This is a genomic window from Plantactinospora sp. CNZ320 (assembly GCF_002846275.1).
Map to the genome: position 1 here is coordinate 3,648,508 of NZ_PJMP01000001.1, position 17,360 is coordinate 3,665,867.

The 17,360-nt window shown below is 71.5% G+C and carries 15 protein-coding genes; 8 read left to right on the forward strand and 7 right to left on the reverse strand.

The window, feature by feature from the left end; translation table 11 throughout:
- The first annotated feature begins 56 nt into the window (after positions 1 to 56).
- From CLT71_RS16025 to CLT71_RS16035, 3 genes are all read left to right on the forward strand, one after another.
- Positions 57 to 2,279 (forward strand): hypothetical protein, encoded by a 2,223-nt coding sequence (locus CLT71_RS16025; RefSeq protein WP_101367823.1) that lies wholly within the window; start codon positions 57 to 59, stop codon positions 2,277 to 2,279.
- Positions 2,280 to 2,353: 74 nt separating this feature from the next.
- Complete coding sequence (locus CLT71_RS16030; protein ID WP_486483289.1) at positions 2,354 to 3,622, forward strand: AI-2E family transporter; 1,269 nt, start codon at positions 2,354 to 2,356, stop codon at positions 3,620 to 3,622.
- Positions 3,623 to 3,874: 252 nt separating this feature from the next.
- Entirely contained in the window at positions 3,875 to 5,212 is a 1,338-nt protein-coding gene (locus CLT71_RS16035; protein ID WP_101367824.1) for a glycoside hydrolase family protein, read from the forward strand.
- Between the two features lie 53 nt (positions 5,213 to 5,265).
- Here CLT71_RS16035 and CLT71_RS16040 read toward each other — a convergent pair whose 3' ends face one another.
- The 5 genes from CLT71_RS16040 to CLT71_RS16060 are packed head-to-tail and all read right to left on the reverse strand — an operon-like array spanning position 5,266 to position 10,610.
- The gene (locus CLT71_RS16040) at positions 5,266 to 6,552 is read right to left on the reverse strand and encodes a Coenzyme F420 hydrogenase/dehydrogenase, beta subunit C-terminal domain (RefSeq protein WP_101367825.1); all 1,287 of its coding nucleotides are present in this window, start codon (positions 6,550 to 6,552) and stop codon (positions 5,266 to 5,268) included.
- Entirely contained in the window at positions 6,552 to 7,886 is a 1,335-nt protein-coding gene (locus CLT71_RS16045) for a polysaccharide pyruvyl transferase family protein (RefSeq protein WP_101367826.1), read from the reverse strand. Before CLT71_RS16045 ends, CLT71_RS16040 begins: the two co-directional genes overlap by 1 nt.
- Positions 7,883 to 8,518: a PIG-L family deacetylase gene (locus tag CLT71_RS16050; RefSeq protein WP_101367827.1), complete on the reverse strand. Its 636-nt coding sequence runs from the start codon at positions 8,516 to 8,518 to the stop codon at positions 7,883 to 7,885. Before CLT71_RS16050 ends, CLT71_RS16045 begins: the two co-directional genes overlap by 4 nt.
- Positions 8,518 to 9,381 (reverse strand): glycosyltransferase family protein, encoded by an 864-nt coding sequence (locus CLT71_RS16055; protein ID WP_486483290.1) that lies wholly within the window; start codon positions 9,379 to 9,381, stop codon positions 8,518 to 8,520. Before CLT71_RS16055 ends, CLT71_RS16050 begins: the two co-directional genes overlap by 1 nt.
- Positions 9,381 to 10,610 (reverse strand): class I SAM-dependent methyltransferase, encoded by a 1,230-nt coding sequence (locus CLT71_RS16060; RefSeq protein ID WP_101367828.1) that lies wholly within the window; start codon positions 10,608 to 10,610, stop codon positions 9,381 to 9,383. Before CLT71_RS16060 ends, CLT71_RS16055 begins: the two co-directional genes overlap by 1 nt.
- Before the next feature lie 179 nt (positions 10,611 to 10,789).
- Between CLT71_RS16060 and CLT71_RS16065 the strand changes: the two genes are divergently transcribed.
- Genes CLT71_RS16065 through CLT71_RS16080 form a run of 4 tightly spaced genes read left to right on the forward strand, consistent with a single transcriptional unit; the run spans position 10,790 to position 15,541 of the window.
- Positions 10,790 to 11,821 carry an SDR family oxidoreductase gene (locus tag CLT71_RS16065; protein ID WP_101367829.1) on the forward strand — a complete coding sequence of 344 codons (1,032 nt, stop codon included), beginning with the start codon at positions 10,790 to 10,792 and terminating at the stop codon, positions 11,819 to 11,821.
- Positions 11,818 to 13,029: a class I SAM-dependent methyltransferase gene (locus tag CLT71_RS16070; RefSeq protein WP_101367830.1), complete on the forward strand. Its 1,212-nt coding sequence runs from the start codon at positions 11,818 to 11,820 to the stop codon at positions 13,027 to 13,029. The genes CLT71_RS16065 and CLT71_RS16070 overlap by 4 nt, the downstream gene beginning before the upstream one ends.
- Positions 13,030 to 13,041: 12 nt before the next feature.
- Entirely contained in the window at positions 13,042 to 13,974 is a 933-nt protein-coding gene (locus CLT71_RS16075; RefSeq protein ID WP_101367831.1) for a glycosyltransferase family 2 protein, read from the forward strand.
- A gap of 1 nt (position 13,975) precedes the next feature.
- A complete protein-coding gene (locus CLT71_RS16080) occupies positions 13,976 to 15,541 on the forward strand; it encodes a lipopolysaccharide biosynthesis protein (protein WP_101367832.1) in 1,566 nt (521 codons plus the stop codon).
- A 48-nt stretch (positions 15,542 to 15,589) separates the two neighbouring features.
- Here CLT71_RS16080 and CLT71_RS16085 read toward each other — a convergent pair whose 3' ends face one another.
- Together CLT71_RS16085 and CLT71_RS16090 are read right to left on the reverse strand one after the other, a co-directional pair.
- Positions 15,590 to 16,129 (reverse strand): DUF6036 family nucleotidyltransferase, encoded by a 540-nt coding sequence (locus CLT71_RS16085; protein ID WP_101367833.1) that lies wholly within the window; start codon positions 16,127 to 16,129, stop codon positions 15,590 to 15,592.
- Complete coding sequence (locus CLT71_RS16090) at positions 16,126 to 16,629, reverse strand: helix-turn-helix domain-containing protein (protein WP_101371492.1); 504 nt, start codon at positions 16,627 to 16,629, stop codon at positions 16,126 to 16,128. Before CLT71_RS16090 ends, CLT71_RS16085 begins: the two co-directional genes overlap by 4 nt.
- A 246-nt stretch (positions 16,630 to 16,875) precedes the next feature.
- On the opposite strand from CLT71_RS16090, the gene CLT71_RS16095 reads away from it, so the two are divergent.
- Entirely contained in the window at positions 16,876 to 17,331 is a 456-nt protein-coding gene (locus tag CLT71_RS16095; RefSeq protein WP_101371493.1) for a hypothetical protein, read from the forward strand.
- Positions 17,332 to 17,360 lie beyond the last annotated feature (29 nt).

A 17,360-nucleotide genomic window follows, 5' to 3' on the forward strand; every position in this document is an offset into this window, starting at 1 on the left:
CATAAGCCCCGCCGGGTATCGCCGCAGAACCAGCCACCACGTGTGAGGATGGGAGCATGTCGCACGGCGAGGAACTGTTTGCCCTGAACGGGGACGTGGCTACGGAGCCGAGCTTCGAGCCGGCCTTTCGGGGCTACGACAGGGGGCAGGTGGACCGATACGTCGCTCGCGCCGAGAATGAGATCGCCACTCTGGCGGCCCAGCGTGAGCACGCGTACACCCAGATCCACAACCTGGCGGGCCAGGTCGAGGTGTTGCAACGCGACCTGACCGCGGTACGCCGGCAGGTGGGCGTGGTCGACCGGGCCTCGTTTCGGCACCTCGGTCCGGTGGTCGAACAGATCCTGGCGCTTGCCGAGGAACAGGCCGAGATCATCCACCGGGACACGCTCCAGGAGATCGAGGCCCGCCGGGCCGAGGCGGAGCAGGTGCTCGAGGACGCCCGTACCCAGGCCGCCGACGCGCTTCGCGACTTCGAACTCGCCCTCGCCGCCCGCCGCGCGGAGGAGGAGAAGGTCAACACGGCCCGCCGGGCGGAGGCGGACGCCGCCGTCACCGCCGCCGCCGAGGAGGCCACCCGGCTCCGCGAGGCCGCCCAGGCCGTGTTGGAGAAGGCCAAGCAGGAGGGTTCGGAGCTGCGCAACCGGGCCGCCGAAGAGGCCAACCGGCTGCGCGAGGCCAGCCAGGCCGCGCACGCCAGGGCCGTACAGGAGGCGAAGGAGCTCCGGGACACCGCCGAGCAGGAGGCGAACCGGCTCACCGAGCTGACCGCCCGACAGGCCGAGGAGCTGACCGAGCGGACCGAGCGGGAGAGCCAGCAGGTCGTCGAGCGCGCCCGCCAGGAGTCCGCCCGGCTGCGGCACGCCGCCCAGCACGAGGCGAACCGGCTGCGCGACGCCGCGCAGCAGGAGGCGACCCGGCTGCGCGAGGCCGGGCAGGCAGCACACGTCAAGGCGCAGCAGGAGGCGCAGCGGCTCACCGACGCGGCGAGCCAGGAGGCCGACCGCATGATCGAGCTGGCCAAGCAGGAGGCCACCCGGCTGCGCGAGGCCGGCGAAGGGCTGCTCGCCAAGGCGAAGCACGAGGCGACCCAGCTCCGCGAGGCAGGTCAGGCCGCGCACACCAAGGCGCAGCAGGAGGCGGCCCGGATAAACGAGGAGACCGCCGAGTACGTCCGCAAGTCCCGGGCCGACGTCGAGGAGTACGCCCAGAAGGTGCGGGCGGAGACGCAGCAGGAGTTGGGCGCCTGGCGCTCCGGCGTCGAGCAGGAGGTGAACCGGCGCCGTACGGCCGCCGAGGCGGAGATCACCGCACAGCGCAGCGCGGCCGAGCAGGAACTCGCCGCCGGCCGGGCCGCGCTGGAGGAGGAACTCGCCGCCTACCGGGCCGGGGCCGACCGCGAGTTCAACCAGCGCCAGTCCGAGTTGGAGCAGCAGTTCGAGCAGCGGCAGACCGAGTTGGAGCAGCAGTTCGACACGCGGCGCGCCGAGCTGGAGGAGTCGTACGAGACCCGCCGGGCGGAGATCGAGGGCGGCGCCGACCGGGTCCGCCAGGAGGCCGACGAATACGCCGAGCGGGTGCGCCGGGAGGCCGAGGAGCACGCCGAGCAGGTCCGGCGGGAGGCGCAGGAGCGTCTCGCCGAGTTGCAGCGGCAGGCCGACGAGCAGGCCGCCACCTCCCGGCGACAGTTCGAGGAGTACATGGCGACCGCACAGCAGCACCTGGCCACCACCCAGCAGCACCTGGCGAGTACCCAGCAGGAGGCGGCGGCCGGCCGGCAGCAGTTGGCCGAGGTGATGCAGGAACTCGCCGAGGCGCAGCAGGCGCTCGCCGACATCCGGCAGGAGACGGTCGCGTCCCGGCAGGAGTCGGACCGGATCCAGCGACAGCTCGCCGCCGCGCGGGACCAGCTCGCCGGCGAGCGGGACCGGCTGACCGGCACGGAACAGTCGGCCCAGCAGGCCGAGCAGCAGCTCGCGCAGGCCGAGGCGGACATGCAGCAGATCGTCGAGGCCGCTGCCGAGCAGGTCGCCGCCGACCAGCACGCGGTGGGCGGCGCGAAGACCGGGCCGAACCGGGTGACCGAGCCGGTGACCGGCGGGGCCGACGGCGGCAGCATCGACGGCGAGCCGACCGTGGCGGCGGTGCCCGGCACCGGTGGGCGGGAGCCGATGCCGACCCGGATCACCAGCACCGGTGACTCCGGCAAGCGCAGCGGCAAGCCGACCGTCGAGGACCAGGGCACCAAGTCGAAGAAGGTCTCGGTCGACTCCGAGTAGGTTCCGCCGCGCGGGGCACCGCGCCCTGGCGTCCGCCCGATAACCTCTGCCGGGACGATCGGTGGGAGGCCCGGGTGGGAAGCGAGCAACCAGCGGTGCACGGCGAGCGGCAGGGCGACCCGGACGAGGGATCGGCGACCGCTGCCGGAGTGACCGCGCCGACCGGCAGCGCACCTCCACAGAGCCGCAATCCGGCCGACGAAAACCGCACGGCACCCCCGCCGTCGACCGACGCCCGCCCCGACGAGCCGCCTGTCGACGAGCGCCCCGACGAACAGCCGACCGACGAGCACCCCGGCCGGTTCGGTCGGCCGGGGCAGCCGCTGCGACTCAGTCCGTTCCTGGTCGGGCTCACCGGCGGGCTGGGCGTGCTGCTGGCGTACTCGTTGTTCCTCGCGGTCCGCAACGCGGGCTCGGTGCTGGTGCTGGTCTTCATCGCGCTCTTCCTGGCGATCGGCCTGCACCCGGCGGTGGTCCGGCTGCGCTCCTGGGGGCTGCCCCGGGGCCTCGCCGTGGCGGCGGTGACGCTGACCCTGCTCGCGATCATCACCGGTGCGGTGTACGCGCTGGTCCCGCCGATCGTCAGCCAGACCGGTGAGCTGATCGGGCAGGTGCCCGACTACGTCAACCAACTGCGCCGCAACGGCACCGTCAACGACCTGATCGAGCAGTACGACCTGGCGGGCAAGATCGAGTCGGCGGCCACCACCGAGAACATCACCCGGGCCCTGGGCGGGGTCTTCGGCGCCGCCGGGTTCATCTTCGGCGCGGTCTTCAACATCGTCACCGTGATCGTGCTGACCATCTATTTCATGGCCACCTTCGACCGGCTCCGCGACCTCGGCTACGGCCTGGTTCCGGCGAGCCGGCGGGACCGGGTACGGCTGATCGGCGACGAGATCCTCGCCAAGGTCGGCGCCTACATGGTGGGTGCGCTGGCGATCGCGCTGCTGGCCGGGGTGAGCACCTTCGTCTTCGCCGTCGTCGTCGGCCTGGCGTACCCGTTCGCCCTCGCGGTGGTGGTGGCGATCTGCGACCTGATCCCGCAGATCGGCGCGACCATCGGGGCGGTGGTGGTCAGCCTGGTCGGCTTCGCCACCGACGTGCCGATCGGGATCGCCTGCGTGGTCTTCTTCCTGATCTACCAGCAGCTGGAGAACTACCTCGTCTATCCCCGGGTGATGCGCCGCTCAGTGCAGGTCGCCGACGTGGCCGCGATCGTCGCGGCGCTGCTCGGGGTGGCCCTGTTCGGGGTGATCGGGGCGCTTGTGGCGATCCCGGCGGTGGCGGCGATCCAGTTGGTGCTGCGCGAGGTGGTGCTACCACGGCAGCAACACCGCTGACCAGCAACTTCTGTCCGCAATCCGTCTGAATCGAGAATAGTAACCCCTTCGGCACGGCTTGTAGTATTCATTCATGGCCGGTAGATCGAGACGATCGGGATCGCACCCCTCCTGACCAGGGAAGGTGTCTCGACCGCGCGATCGCGTCGACTCGGGGGGAGTCGACATGGACAGGCCGATTCGGCGGTGGGCGCCTCGTAGCGCACGAGCTGTGGCCCCCGCTCGTGTGCGACGCGCCCGTGGGGGGTAGCCGTGACCGACACCAACGCCGGACCTCCGATCGAACCAGCGGACCTCGCCCGCCAGCCACACCGCAACCGTCGCCGCGCCACCATCGCCGCGACCTTCGGTGCCACCGCCGCCCTCCTCGCCGCCAGCGGTTATCTCGTCCTCAACGTCGCGGGCCAGCCGGTCCAGGCCGCGCCGATGGTGCTCGACCAGCCCGCGGCCGTGCTCTGGGGACAGACGGTGAACCGCCCGATCGAGGTCGCCGCCGACAACGTCACCATCCGGCGGGTGAAGGTGCGCACCGGCGGCACCGCCGCCATCGTGATCCGACCCGGGGTGCTCGGCACCCTGATCGAGGACACCGAGATCAGGTGCACGTCCGCCGGTACCGACGGCGTGGCACCGGGCGGATATTCGGCGCTGCGGGTCCGGGTCACCGGCTGCCGCCAGGCGTTCCGGCAGACCGACGCCAACCCGGCCACCATCGTGGAGTCCTCCCAGGACGGCAAGCCGTACCAGGGTGGACCGAGTGGGCCGGTACCGCCACCCGCGCCCGATCCCGACTCGCGGGCGATGGCGGAGCGACCGCCGTACGCGCCGGCCGCCGCACCGCCGACCCCGATCACGTGGTGGCCCGGTCCGGGCAACACCGGCGTGCCTGCCGGTACGGCGCTGCGCAACTCCGGATCGCTGAGCCTGCGTACCGCCGGGCAGGTGGTGACCGGGCTGAACATCGTCGGCTGCGTAACAGTCGCCGCCGCCAACGTGAAGATCCTGAAATCCAAGATCACCTGCAACAGCACCACGTACTCGATCCGGACCCTGGCCGGGACGACGAACCTACTCATCGAGGACGTCGAGATCAACGGCATGGCGAAGAACTCGGCCTCGATTTGTTGCAGCGACTACACCCTGCGCCGGGCCAACATCTACAACATGATCGACGGGCCCCGACTGGCCAGCAACACGAAGGTCTTCGACTCGTACATCCACAGCCTGGCCCGGGTGGAAGGCTCGCACAACGACGTGTTGCAGAGCACCGGCGGGAACAACATCCTGGTCCGGCACAACACGCTGCTGTCGTACAACCCGGTGACCCGGGACCCGTTCAACTCCTGCCTCACCATCGGCTCGGAGACCGCCCCGTCGCTGACGAACCTGACCTTCGAGGACAACTACTGCAACGGCGGCAACTACTCGATCGGGATCAGTCCCCGGCTGGTCGGCTCCAACATCCTGTTCCGGAACAACAAGTTCGGCCGCGACTTCCGGTACGGGGTGGTCTCCGGCTGGAACCGAGCCGGGGTGATCTGGGAACGCGCCACGAACGTCTACTTCGACAACGGCCAACCCGTGCTCTGACCCGTTAGGAAGGGCCCCCGCATCTACCAAAAGCGATAAGAGGGGGCCCTTCCTTACCCGGGTTTATACGGGTTGAGCGTGGCTGGTTCGCGGAGGCGCTTGCGGCCGATCCGGCGCAGGGTGCCGACGGTGGAGCGGAGCTTCTCGACGGTCGACAGGTGCCGCCACCAGATCCCGGCCATCGGCAGGTTACGCAGCCGGGGCGTCATCAGGCCGGCGGCCCGCAGCGTGCGCAGCCGCCCCCACACCGCGCCCCTGGCCCGGAGCAGGTTCGGCTGCGAGGCGGGCAGGATGTCGGCGGTCACCGGGGTCAGCACCAGCGCCCCGGCCGCGATGGCCGCCTCGACCAGCCGTACGCCGCGCTCGGTGCGGGCCAGCACCAGTGACTGACCCGGATCGTCGCCGGTCGGCCTGTACCACGGGTCGCCGACCGCCACGTCGGCGAACTCGCCTGTGTGGTCGGCGCAGAGGTAGCAGCGCCACTGCCGGTGCTTCTGCAGGATGTCGCCCCAGGACTCGGCGTAGCTCAGCTCGCGCCGCGCCTGCGGCGGGTCGTCGGTGAGCCGGGCCCGGGCCGACCCCGGCCAGCCGGCCCCCCGGTAGTGCACCGACTCCAGCCGGCTCGGGTCGGGCACCCCGAGCCGGTCCAGCATCTCCAGGGTGCCCCGGGTGGTCGGGGTGCCGGCGCAGAAGATCGCGATGGTCAGCCCGAGTTTGCGGTCCAGCTCCGGCCGGACCTGCCGGGCCATCCGGACCGCCGCCACGTCGCAGGGCTTGCCGACGAAGACGCACGGCCCGTCGGCCGACTCGACCAGGTCCAGCCGGTCGCAGGGGCTCGCCGGGGCGTACCGGGAGCCGGCGTTGGCGAGCAGTTCGGCAGGGGTACGGGAGAGCCTCGTCTCGTTCAGGTACGGCACGTCGGCCCGGGCGCCGATGTGCAGTACCCCGGCCATCTTCTCGCCGGTCAGGCAGTGTCCGGCCAGTGCGGTCGCCACCCCGCCGCTGGAGCCGGCGTACCTGATCTCCGGGTCGGCGGCGTACCCCTCCCAGATGGCCCGGACCGGTCCCCAGGCCGCGCGCAGCTCGGGGATCTCGCCCGGCGCCGGTCGGCTGCTGTCGTGCGCCAGCCGCACCCCGGGGCAGCAGTCCAGCGCCGCCGCCGCGCCGCCGGCCGCCGCCTGCCGGGACGCCTTCCCGACCGGGGTGATCGGCAGCGGTCGCCGGCCGTGGTCGAGGACGTCGACCATCCGCACCTCGTCCGGGGCAAGGTAGGCGCAGACCCCGCATCCGGTGCAGAGCTTGCCGGCCGCGACGTCGTGCACCGTGCGGGGCCGCGCCATCAGCGCACCCCGGCCGGCGCCCGGCGGTCCCGCTCGGACCGGGCCAGCGCAACGAACTCGTCCATCTGGGCGGCGGCCCGGCCGACCGCCACCGGGGTACGCACCGCCAGCTCGGCCGCGGTCTCGGCCCGGCCGGTCCAGGAGGTCCAGAGGGCGTCGAGCAGCGCGTCGTCGGCGAGTCGACGGGCGTCGGCGACGTGCCGGCGCTGCCCGACACTGGCGAAGACGCCCCGCGCCTTGTCGCTGTACGCGATAACCGCCGCCGGTACCCCGGAGGAGAGCGCCGCGATCGTGGAGTGCATCCGCATCCCGCAGAACCAGCTGGTGTGCCCGATCACCCACTTGCTCTGGTGTGGGTCGAGGCCGGACGAGGCGAGCGCCACCCGGTCGCCGTACCGGGGGGCGAGTGCGGCGTAGAGGCGCTCGCTGGCCACCCGGTCGTCGTCGGCCCCGTTCGGGGTGAGCACGTGCGGGACGATGATCACCCGGGTGTCCGACTGCTCCAGCAGGCGTTCGCAGAGCCGGTTGGCCACCCGGGAGGTGTCCCCGGCGAGTCCGAACTGGACCCGTCCCTCCGGCCGGGACATCAGCCCGCTGACGTTGATCCCGGCCACCGGGCCCGGATCCGCCTCGAACCAGCCCACCAACCGCTGGTACGCCGGCTCGTCCGGCACCCTCGGCTCCAGCGCGAACGCCACGTCCACGCCCTCCCGGTGCCGTTTCGGGTCGAGGTCGGGGCCGAGCAGGTCGGCCAGCGCGGCGTAGCTCTCCGGGTCCCGGGCCCAGGCTGTCCGCGCACCCCGGACCAGTACCGCCGCCTCGGCCCGCAGCCGCGCCGACCGGAACGGCCCGTACGTCTGCGGCAGCAGCACCAGCGGACGGCGCCGGAGCAGTGCCAGCCGCTTCGGCCAGGCGACGGTACGGAACCGGTGCTCGCCGTAGATGTCGCTGAAGCTGTCCCCGCCGCTGACGTCGAGTACCACGTCGGCGGCGTCGATCCGGGCCAGCCCGGCGTTGCCGAGCCCGCCCAGGGCCGCGCTGATCCGCATGTTCAGATAGGACTCCGGCCGGTGGTAGCGGCGGGAGTGCCGGGCACCGGCCAGCGAGATCGGCACCGGCGCACCGGCCACGAAGGCGTGCCCGGTGCGCTGCCCCCAGCCGTCGTCGAAGACGGTCACCTCGGCACCCGGTTCCCGGGCCAGCAGTCCGCCCACCGTGGCCGCCCGCAGCGCGCCGACCCCCAGGTTCAGGTGTGCGCCGGGCACCCCGAAGAGGCAGGCCGACAACGGTCTGGTCCGGGTACCCGCCCCGGTCGTCTCGGTCAGCTCGGTCACTGCTCGATCACCGCCTTCTCGCACCGGAACGCCTCGGCGTACCGGGACCGGCACTCCATCCCCCGCAGCCGGGCCAACCCGAGGAAGACCTCGTCGTCCCACCAGTCCCGGGCCTTCTGGGACGGATAGCTCGCGTGCAGCAGCTCGACCTTGCGGCGTACCCGCTGCTCGGTCAGGGGCAGGTAGACGTTGCGCCGGCCCAGGTCGCCGTCCCACTTGGGGATCTCGTAGTACAACACCGTGGCGTCCCGAAACGACGTGGGCACCAGGGCGGCGAGTGTGTGGTGGTCCTGGTGCGCGTCGTCGGGGCTCGGCGCCAGCACCAGGTCGGCGTTCAGGCTCGCAGCGGCGGCGTTCACGATCTCCTTCGCCTCGCCCCACCGGGCCGGCACCCGGCCGTCCGGCAGGTCGTGCAGGGCGAAACTGAGCCGGGCGTTCGGCAGGAAGGCCGCGGCAGCCGCCCGCGCCTCCGCCTGCCGGGCCGGGGTACCGGTGAGCAGCACGTAGTGCACCCGGAGCCCGGGTACGTCGCCGAGGGCGAGCAGCAGCCCACCGGCACCGATCTCGATGTCGTCCGGATGTGCCCCGAGCAGCACCACCGAACGGGCGGCGGAGAGGCGCAGCGGCGTCATCAGCCCCTCGGCCCCGGGTCGCGGGCTCCCCCGGCGGAGCCGGCGAGTACCGGCTCCAGGGTCGCCGCCCGGCGTTCCCGGTTGCGGTTGGCGTCCCAGAGCATCCACGGGCAGCGGGCCGAGTGGTAGAGCTGCTCCAACTCGGCCCGGTCCTTGAAGGTGTCGGCGGCCCGCCAGAACCCGGTGTAGCGCTGGGCGATCAGCCGCTGCTGCGGCAGCAGCCGGTCGAAGGCGTGCGGCACCAGATCCTCACCCTCGCGGAGCACGTCGAAGATCCCCGGGCGCAGGATGAAGTAGCCGCCGTTCTCCCACTGCATCAGGTCACGGATCGGGCGTACCCGGGTGACCTGGTCACCGGGGGCGATGTCGATGACGTGGTGGGTGGACTGCACGGGTACGGCGAGCAGGCTGGCCACCGCGTCGGTGTAGTGGAACCGGTCGACCATCTCCGGCAGCGGCGCGTCAGTCAGGGTGTCCGCGTAGTTGGCCAGGAACATCGGCTCGTCCTGCACGTACTCGCGGATCCGCATCAGCCGCTCGCCGATGCTGGCGCCGAGGCCGGTGTCGATGAAGGTGATGTTCCAGTCGGTGATGTCGGCCGAGTGCAGCCGTACGTCCCGGCCGTGCATGGCCAGGCTGAAGTCGTTGGAGAGCGTCTCGTCGTACCGGAGGAAGTAGTCCTTGACCGCGACGGCGCCGTAGCCGAGGCAGAGGATGAAGTCGGTGTGCCCGAAGTGGGCGTAGTAGCGCATCACGTGCCAGAGCAGCGGACGGTCCCCGATCATCGCCATCGGTTTCGGCGCCGACGCCGCGTCCTCGCGCATCCGCATCCCGAGGCCGCCGCAGAAGAGGACGACCTTCATCAGACCACCTCCAGGGCGGGGATCGGGAAGACCAGTCGACCACCCCAGTGGCGTACGTAGGCGAGCTGCGCGGAGATCTCGGTGCGCAGGTTCCACGGCAGCACGAGTACGTAGTCGGGGCGGTCCTCGGCGATCCGTTCCGGCGGATGGATCGGGATGTGCGTGCCGGGCAGGAACCTCCCCTGCTTGTGCGGGCTCCGGTCCACGGTGTATTCGAGCAGGTCGGAACGGATGCCGCAGTGGTTGAGCAGGGTGTTGCCCTTGCCCGGTGCCCCGTAGCCGACCACCTTGAGGCCCTGTGCCCGGGCGGTGAGCAGGAAGTCGAGCAGTTCCCGTTTGATCTCGAAGACCGCGTCGGCGAAGCCGAGGTGCCCGGCGACGGTGTGCAGCCCGGCCTCGGTCTCGGCGTCCAGCACCGACTTGACGTTTCCGGACGGCTCCCCCGCCGCCGCGGCCGGCCGGGCGTGCACCCGCAGCGAACCGCCGTGCGACGACAGCTCGTCCACGTCGACCACGATCAGTCCGGCGGTGGCCAGCGCGCGCATCGCCGTCCGCAGCGTCAGGTATTGATAGTGCTCGTGGTAGATGGTGTCGTACTGCCGGCGTTCGATCAGCCGGAGCAGGTGCGGCACCTCGCAGGTGACCAGCCCGGTCGGCTTGACCAGCGCGGCCAGCCCGGCGGTGAAGCCGATCAGGTCGGGCACGTGCGCGTAGACGTTGTTCGCGGCAACCAGGTCGGCCCGGCCGTAGCGCTGCGCCAGCTCGGCACCGGTCTCGGCGCCGAGGAACCGCGTCTCGGTCCGGATGCCCCGCCGCCGGGCCACCTCGGCGACGTTGCCGGCCGGTTCCACCCCGAGCACCGGTACGCCGGCCGCGACGAAGTGCTGGAGCAGGTAGCCGTCGTTGCTCGCCACCTCGGTCACCAGGCTCTCCGGCCCGAGCCCGAGCGCCTCGGTCATCGTGTCGGCGTACCGCCTGGCGTGCGCCACCCACGAGTCGGAATATGACGAGAAATAGGCATAGTCGGAAAAGATTTCCTCTCCGGACACGTACGCCGGAAGCTGCACGAGCAGACAGGTGGAACAGATTCGCACGTGCAGTGGATAGAACGTCTCGGCCGAATCCAGTTGATCGGCGTCCAGATAGCTCTCGCAGAGCGGCGACATGCCGAGGTCGACAAACGTTTCGGTCAATGCGGCCGCACACAGCCGGCATTTGGCATCGGTCATGCCCCACCCACCCCGATATGATCGGAATACCGGCGCGGCGCCCGCCCGCCTGCGCGCCACGCTAACCAGCACTCCGGCGCGGCGGGAGCGCTTGAGTAAAAAGTCCGACAATAGCCCGGCCGGCCAGTGGGCCACCCATAAACTCGCCTTCTCACCCGGGCGACGACGGGAGCTTTGCCGTGCGTGTTCTCGTGACCGGCCACCATGGTTACCTCGGCGGCGTACTCACCCCGATGCTGCGCGCCGCCGGGCACGACGTGACCGGACTGGACACCGACTACTACTCCGACTGCCTGCTCGGCCCCGCACCGGCGGCCGTACCCTCCCTCGCGATGGATTTGCGGGACGTCCGGCCCGAGCACCTCGCCGGCTTCGACGCGGTCTGCCACCTCGCCGCACTCTGCAACGACCCGATCGGCAACCTGAACCCCGAGCTGACCTACGAGATCAACCACCGGGCGACGGTGCGGCTGGCCGGGGCGGCCAGGGCCGCAGGAGTGACCCGGTTCCTCTTCTCCTCCTCGTGCAGCCTCTACGGTGCCGGCACCGACGACCGGCCGCTGGACGAGACCGCCGGCTTCGCCCCGGTCACCCCGTACGGCGAGTCGAAGATCCGGGCCGAGCAGGACCTCGCGGCGCTCGCCGACGACGACTTCTCCCCGGTCTTCCTGCGCAACGCCACCGCGTACGGCTTCGCACCCCGACTCCGCGGCGACCTGGTGGTCAACGACCTCACCGCGCACGCCCTGCTCACCGGCGAGGTGCGGCTGCTCTCCGACGGGTCGGCCTGGCGGCCCCTGGTGCACGCCGAGGACATCTGCGCGGCCTTCCTGGCCCTGCTCGAAGCGCCCCGCGAGGTGGTCCACGGCCGGGCGTACAACATCGGGGTCACCGGGGAGAACTACCTGATCCGGGACGTCGCCGAACTCGTCGCCGAGGTGGTGCCGGGCTCCCGGGTCACCTTTGCCGGGGGCGCCTCGGCGGACACCCGCAACTACCGGGTGAGCTGCGATCTGGTCGCCGCCGAGGTGCCGGGCTTCCGGCCCCGCTGGACGGTACGCAAGGGGATCGAGGAGTTGGTCGAGGCGTACCAGCGGTACGGGCTGACCATCGAGTCGTTCCGGGGCGAGCGGCACCAGCGGCTGCGCCGGATCCGGGCGCTCACCGAGGCGGGCCGGCTCGACGCCGAGCTGCGCTGGGCAGCGCGGTGACCGGTGCCGAGCGGGGCCGGCAGGTGGTGCACAGGTGCACCGCCTGCGGGTGGCACGACCTGGTGCCCTTCGCCGACCTGGGCGAGATCCCGGTCTACTGCGGGGTGCACTGGGCCAGCCGGGCGGAGGCGCTGGCCAGCCCGCTCGGCCGGATGTGGCTGGCGTACTGCCCGGAGTGCGGGTACGTGCGCAACCTCGCCTTCGATCCGGCAGTTCTGGTCTACGACACCACCATGGACACCAACCTGCACCACTCGCCCGCCTTCGGCGTCTTCTCGGCGGAACTGGTCAAGCACCTCGCCGGGCGGTTCCCGCTGCGCGGCGGCACGGTGCTGGACGTCGGCTGCGGGCAGGGCGAGTTCCTCCGCGAGCTGTGCCACGTCGCCGGTTGCCGGGGCATCGGCTACGACGCGATGTACGCCGGCCCGCCCGGACCGGACCCGTCCGGCGCGACCCTCCACCGGGGCCACGCCCCGCTCGACGACGACACCCCGGCGTTCGACCTGGTCACCTCCCGGCACTGGTTCGAGCACCTGGACGACCCGTACGCCTTCCTGGTCCGGCTCCGCGAGCTGGCCGGCGACCGGCCGGTGTACGGCTACCTGGAGGTACCGGACGCCGGCTACGACCTGGCCACCGCCGGCTGGGAGGTGATCTATCCACACGTCTCCTACTTCGACGGCTACTCGCTGCGCCGGATCGTCGAGCGGGCCGGCTGGCGGATGCTCGCCACCGGGCGGCTCTTCTCCGGCATGTTCCGGTACGTCGAGATCTCGGTGAACGCGGCACCCCCGGTCACCGGTACCGAACTTCCCGGGGCCGAGTCGCCGGACCTGGCCGACCGGGATCGGCAGCTCGCCTCGATCGCGGGCTTCGCGCAGCGGCACGCCGCCGAGCGGGAGCGCTGGCGGAGCACCATCGACCGGCTGGTGGCCGCCGGAGACCGGCCGGTGCTCTGGGGGGCCGGTTCGCGCGGGGTGCAGTTCCTGCACCTGGCCGACCCGGACGGCCGGCTCGCCGCGGTGGTGGACGTCAACCCGCGCAAGTGGGGCCGCTACCTGCCGGTGACCGGGCACCAGGTGCGGGATCCGGCCACCCTCGCCGGCTCCGGCACCCGCTCGGTGATCATCACCAACCCGGCCTACCGGGACGAGATCGACGCCGCGCTGCGCCAGCTCGGCGTGCAGGCCGAGCTGCTGGTCGCCTGAGCGGAGGAGACGATGGAGCCAGCGCCACGGGTGAGTCTGGGAGTACCCCTCTACAACGCCGAGCGCTACCTCGAAGGCTGCCTCGACGCCCTGCTCGCCCAGGACTACCCCGACTTCGAGATCATCATCAGTGACAACGCCTCGACGGACCGGACCTGGGAGATCTGCCAGCGCTACGCCGCGCGGGATTCCCGGATCCGGCTCTACCGCAACCCGCGCAACTTCGGCGGGCACGTCAACTACGCCCGGGTGGTCGAACTGGCCCGGGGTGAGCTGTTCAAGTGGGTGGCGTACGACGACGTCTGCCTGCCGGCGTACCTGCGTACCTGTGTGGCAGCGCTGGACGCGGCCGGGCCGCACGCCGTACTCGCCTATCCGCGCACCGTACTGATCGACGAGGCAGGCGAGGAGATCGGCCCGTACGCCGACCGGCTGGACCTGCGCGACCGGCGGCCGTGGCGCCGGGTGGCCGGGGTGGCGAAGAACATCAACCTCTGCCACGCGCACTTCGGGGTGTTCCGGATGTCGGCGCTGCGCCGCACCGGGATGATCCGCCCGTTCCTCTCCTCCGACTACACGCTTATCGCCGAGGTCGCCCGGCTCGGCGAGATCCACGAGGTGGCCGAGCCGCTCTTCCTGCGGCGGATGCACGGCGCCTCCACCAGGCAGGCCAAGGACGCCACCCCGGCCTCGGCCCTGGCCTGGTTCGCGCAGAGCGGCAAGCGGGCCCGGGCGCCGAGGCTGCGGATGCTCGCCGAGACCCTGCGCACCCTCTCCACCGGCTCCGAGCCACTCGGCACCCGGCTCAGTTCGGCGGTGGCGTTCCTGGCCACCTGGTGGGCCCGCCGGGTCCGGGTCCGGCTCGGCCGGCTGCGCCGCCGGGCCCAGGGGTGGCTGGGCCGGGTGGTCCGGCGTCGTACCAGCACGGCGAAGGGCAGCGCCTAGGGTGGCCGCGGTACAGCCCGCCAGGACGGCTCCGGAGCACCCCGTCTCGGCACCAGAAACCTCACCGGAGTCGGTCCCGTCGGCGGGCGGCGGGCGGCTGCGCTCGGCGATCGGCTGGTCGTACGTGCTCACCGCCGGCCGGATCGGCTCGTCGATCCTGGTCACCTTCCTGCTGGCCCGGCTGCTCGGGCCGAGCGAGTTCGGCCTGGTGGCGATGGCCACCGTCTTCATCACCGTGGCGCAGACGCTGATCCAGCAGGGGCTGGTCTCCGCGATCGTGCAGCGGGACAGGCTCACTCCGGAACACCTGGACGGCGCCTTCGTGGTGCTGGTGCTCGCCGGGGTGGTGATCGGTGGACTCACCGCCGCCGCGAGTCCACTGTGGGCACTGGTCAACCGGGCGCCGGAACTGACCGCCATCTGCGTCGCGCTGTCCCCACTGGTGCTGTTGCAGGGGCTGTCGATCGTGCCGGAGGCGGTGCTGCGCCGGGAGCTGCGGTTCCGGGCGGTCGCCATCCGTACCCTGCTCGCCTCGCTGCTCAGCGGCGTCGTCGGGGTGGCGCTGGCGCTGGCCGGGGCGGGCATCTGGGCCCTGGTGGCGCAGCAGTTGGTGAACGCGGCGGTCGGCCTGGTGGTGCTCTGGTGGGTCTGCCCGTGGCGGCCGAGCCGGCGCCCCCGGCTGGCCGGCATCCAGGACCTGCTTGTCTTCTCCGCCCACTCGGCCAACGCCGGGCTGGCCCTGATGCTCAGCTCCAAGGCCGACGTCATCTTCACCGGACTCTTCTTCGGGCCGGTGGCGACCGGGATCTACCGGCTGGCGGCCCGGCTGCCGGACATGCTCGTCGACGTGACGGTCCGCTCGCTCCAGCAGGTGGCGCTGCCGTCGCTGTCCCGGTTGCAACGGGACCGGGCGGCGCTGGTCGCGCAGCTCAACCAGCTACAGCACCTCGGGGCGGTGGCCGGGCTGCCGGTGCTCGGCGTACTCGCGGCGACGGCGCATCCGCTGGTCACGCTGCTGGGTCCGCAGTGGGCCGGCACCGAGGTGCCGCTCCGGCTGCTCTGCCTCTTCGGCGCCGTCAACGTGTACGGGGTACTGCTCGGTCCGGCGCTCCAAGCGATCGGCCAGCCGGGCAAGCTCGCCGCGATCCTCTGGACCCGGGGCGTACTCGGGGTGGTGACGCTGGCCGCCGTCGGCACCCTCTTCACCGGGTACGGCGACGTGGCCGAGGCGACTGCGGTGGCGCTGGCCGGGGTCGGCATGCAGGTCGTGGTGACCGCCCTCGCGGTCTGGGTCACCGTGCGCCGGGCCGCGAACGCGTCGATCGCCGCCTTCCTCGCTCCGACGGTGCCGGCGATCCTGGCTGCGGTGGCCGCCGCACTGGTGCCGCTGGCGCTGGCCCGGACCGGGCTGGATGCCGGGCCGGCAGTCGAACTGCTGGTGCTGGGCGGGGTCGCCGGACTCGTCGCCGGGTTGCTGCTCTGGGTCACCGACACCCGACTACGCCGCCTGGTGCTGACCCGACTCCCCCGCCGCCGGCCCCCCGGGAGCCGCACCACCGACCCGTGACTGCCGGCCTCCCGGCATCCGCTGGACGGGCCGGTCTGCACCCGTCGTTCATTGGTTGCGGTGGTAGGCGATCCAGTTTCGGAGTCGATGCCGTACGGCGACCGGGACGTCTACCGTCTCGATCCGGTCAGCGACCACCGCCGGGTCAACGAGGCCGTGCCGGATGAGCGCGGCCGCGAATACGTGGTCCTTCTCCCGACCGGCGACGAGCTTCGCCACCACGCAATCGTGTGGATCGAGCAGATAGCCTCGTCCCGGAGCCGTGCTGGCGGTCGCTACCACGACGAGCCGGTCCCGCCAGCCGGCCGGCAACACTGCCGTCGAAACGCTGACGCCCTGCGCGTAGTAGCCGTACATCTCGTGAAAGGCGGAGAGCTCACCGATCGCACCGTCGACCTGATCCGCCTTCCGGTCGTCGGGGTCGTCGAAGAAGGCCACGTCCACCTCGATCGAGGCGGTCGCCTCCGGCGGAAGCACCTCTTCAGCGATCCCACCGAGCACGGACTGACTTCCGATGACGAGCACATCGGGATCGCCGGTGATCTGCGAGGCCGCCCGCAGGACATGCTCCAGATGCTCTCGCCTCATGCCGCCCGGTCACTCCGCCACCTCTGCGCGAACGCTGCCAGCACCGCTCGACGTTCGGTCTCCGACAGGACCCCGGCGAACGGTGAGTTCTGCCGCAACTCGACATCCTCAGGACGATAGGAGGTCAGAACCGTCAAGACCGACTCCACCCCGGCGTCAAAGACCGCACACCAGCGTTCGAGCCACTTGGCTGCCATTCCGTCCGGGTGTACAGAGCGTAGCCGTTCGAGGTTTGCCGCTGCCTTCGTCAGCACCCTGTCGGGGTCGCTGACCAGACGCCCCGCGACCGCGCGGTGCAGCCACAGCGCCTTGAGCTGATCGCGGGTCAACTCTGGCCGCAGCACCGCTTCGACATCGCTACGACGCAGGCGACGGTGCGACCCCACTCTGACGAACGGCAATAGTCCCCGTTTGCACATGTCGACCACATGCTGACGTGACGAGCCGAGCAACACCGCAGCCTCGCCGGTCGTCAGAAGATCGTCTTCACGTACAGTCACAATCCAAGCATGGGCAACAAACACCAAAAACGCAAGCGCAACGGAATGATCGACTCGCCGGACGGCTACGGCACATGATTGCCGACGATCACAGCTGCCGGATGCGACCGGGTGGATGGTCTGGCACTCCAGGGCTTGACCCTCGACCTGGCTGAGGGACCACGCTCTACCCCGAGCACGTCGAAGCGGCGCCACGGGGCGTCGCGGGAAAAGTGATTCGGAGGACGAGCGGTGACCGATGCCGTGATGGAAGAGATCCGCAAGGCGCAGGAGATGAACGTCGCGGGCGACAGGGACGGAGCCCGGGCCAGTCTGGAACGCCTGTGGGAGACCGCCGAGGACGCCCTGCACCGGTGCACCATCGCCCACTACCTCGCGGACCTGCAGGGCTCGGTGCAGGACGAGCTGCGCTGGGACGAACTGGCCCTGGCGGCGTTCCCCGACCTGACCGACGAGCGCGCCCGGGAGTACGACGACACGTGGCGGGCCCGGGCGTTCCTGCCCTCGCTGCACCTCAACCTGGCCGACGTGCACCGCCGCGCCGGTCACGAGGAGCGGGCCCGCCACTTCCTGGCCGAGGCCGCCGCCGCGCTCGACGAGCTGCCCGACGACGACTACGGCGCCCTGATCCGAGGCGCTCTCGACAAGGTCCGCGAGGCCATCGACGCCGGCTCGACCGCACCGCTGGTCCCGGCGGGTTAGCCACGCTTCATCCGAGCCGGTTGGCACCG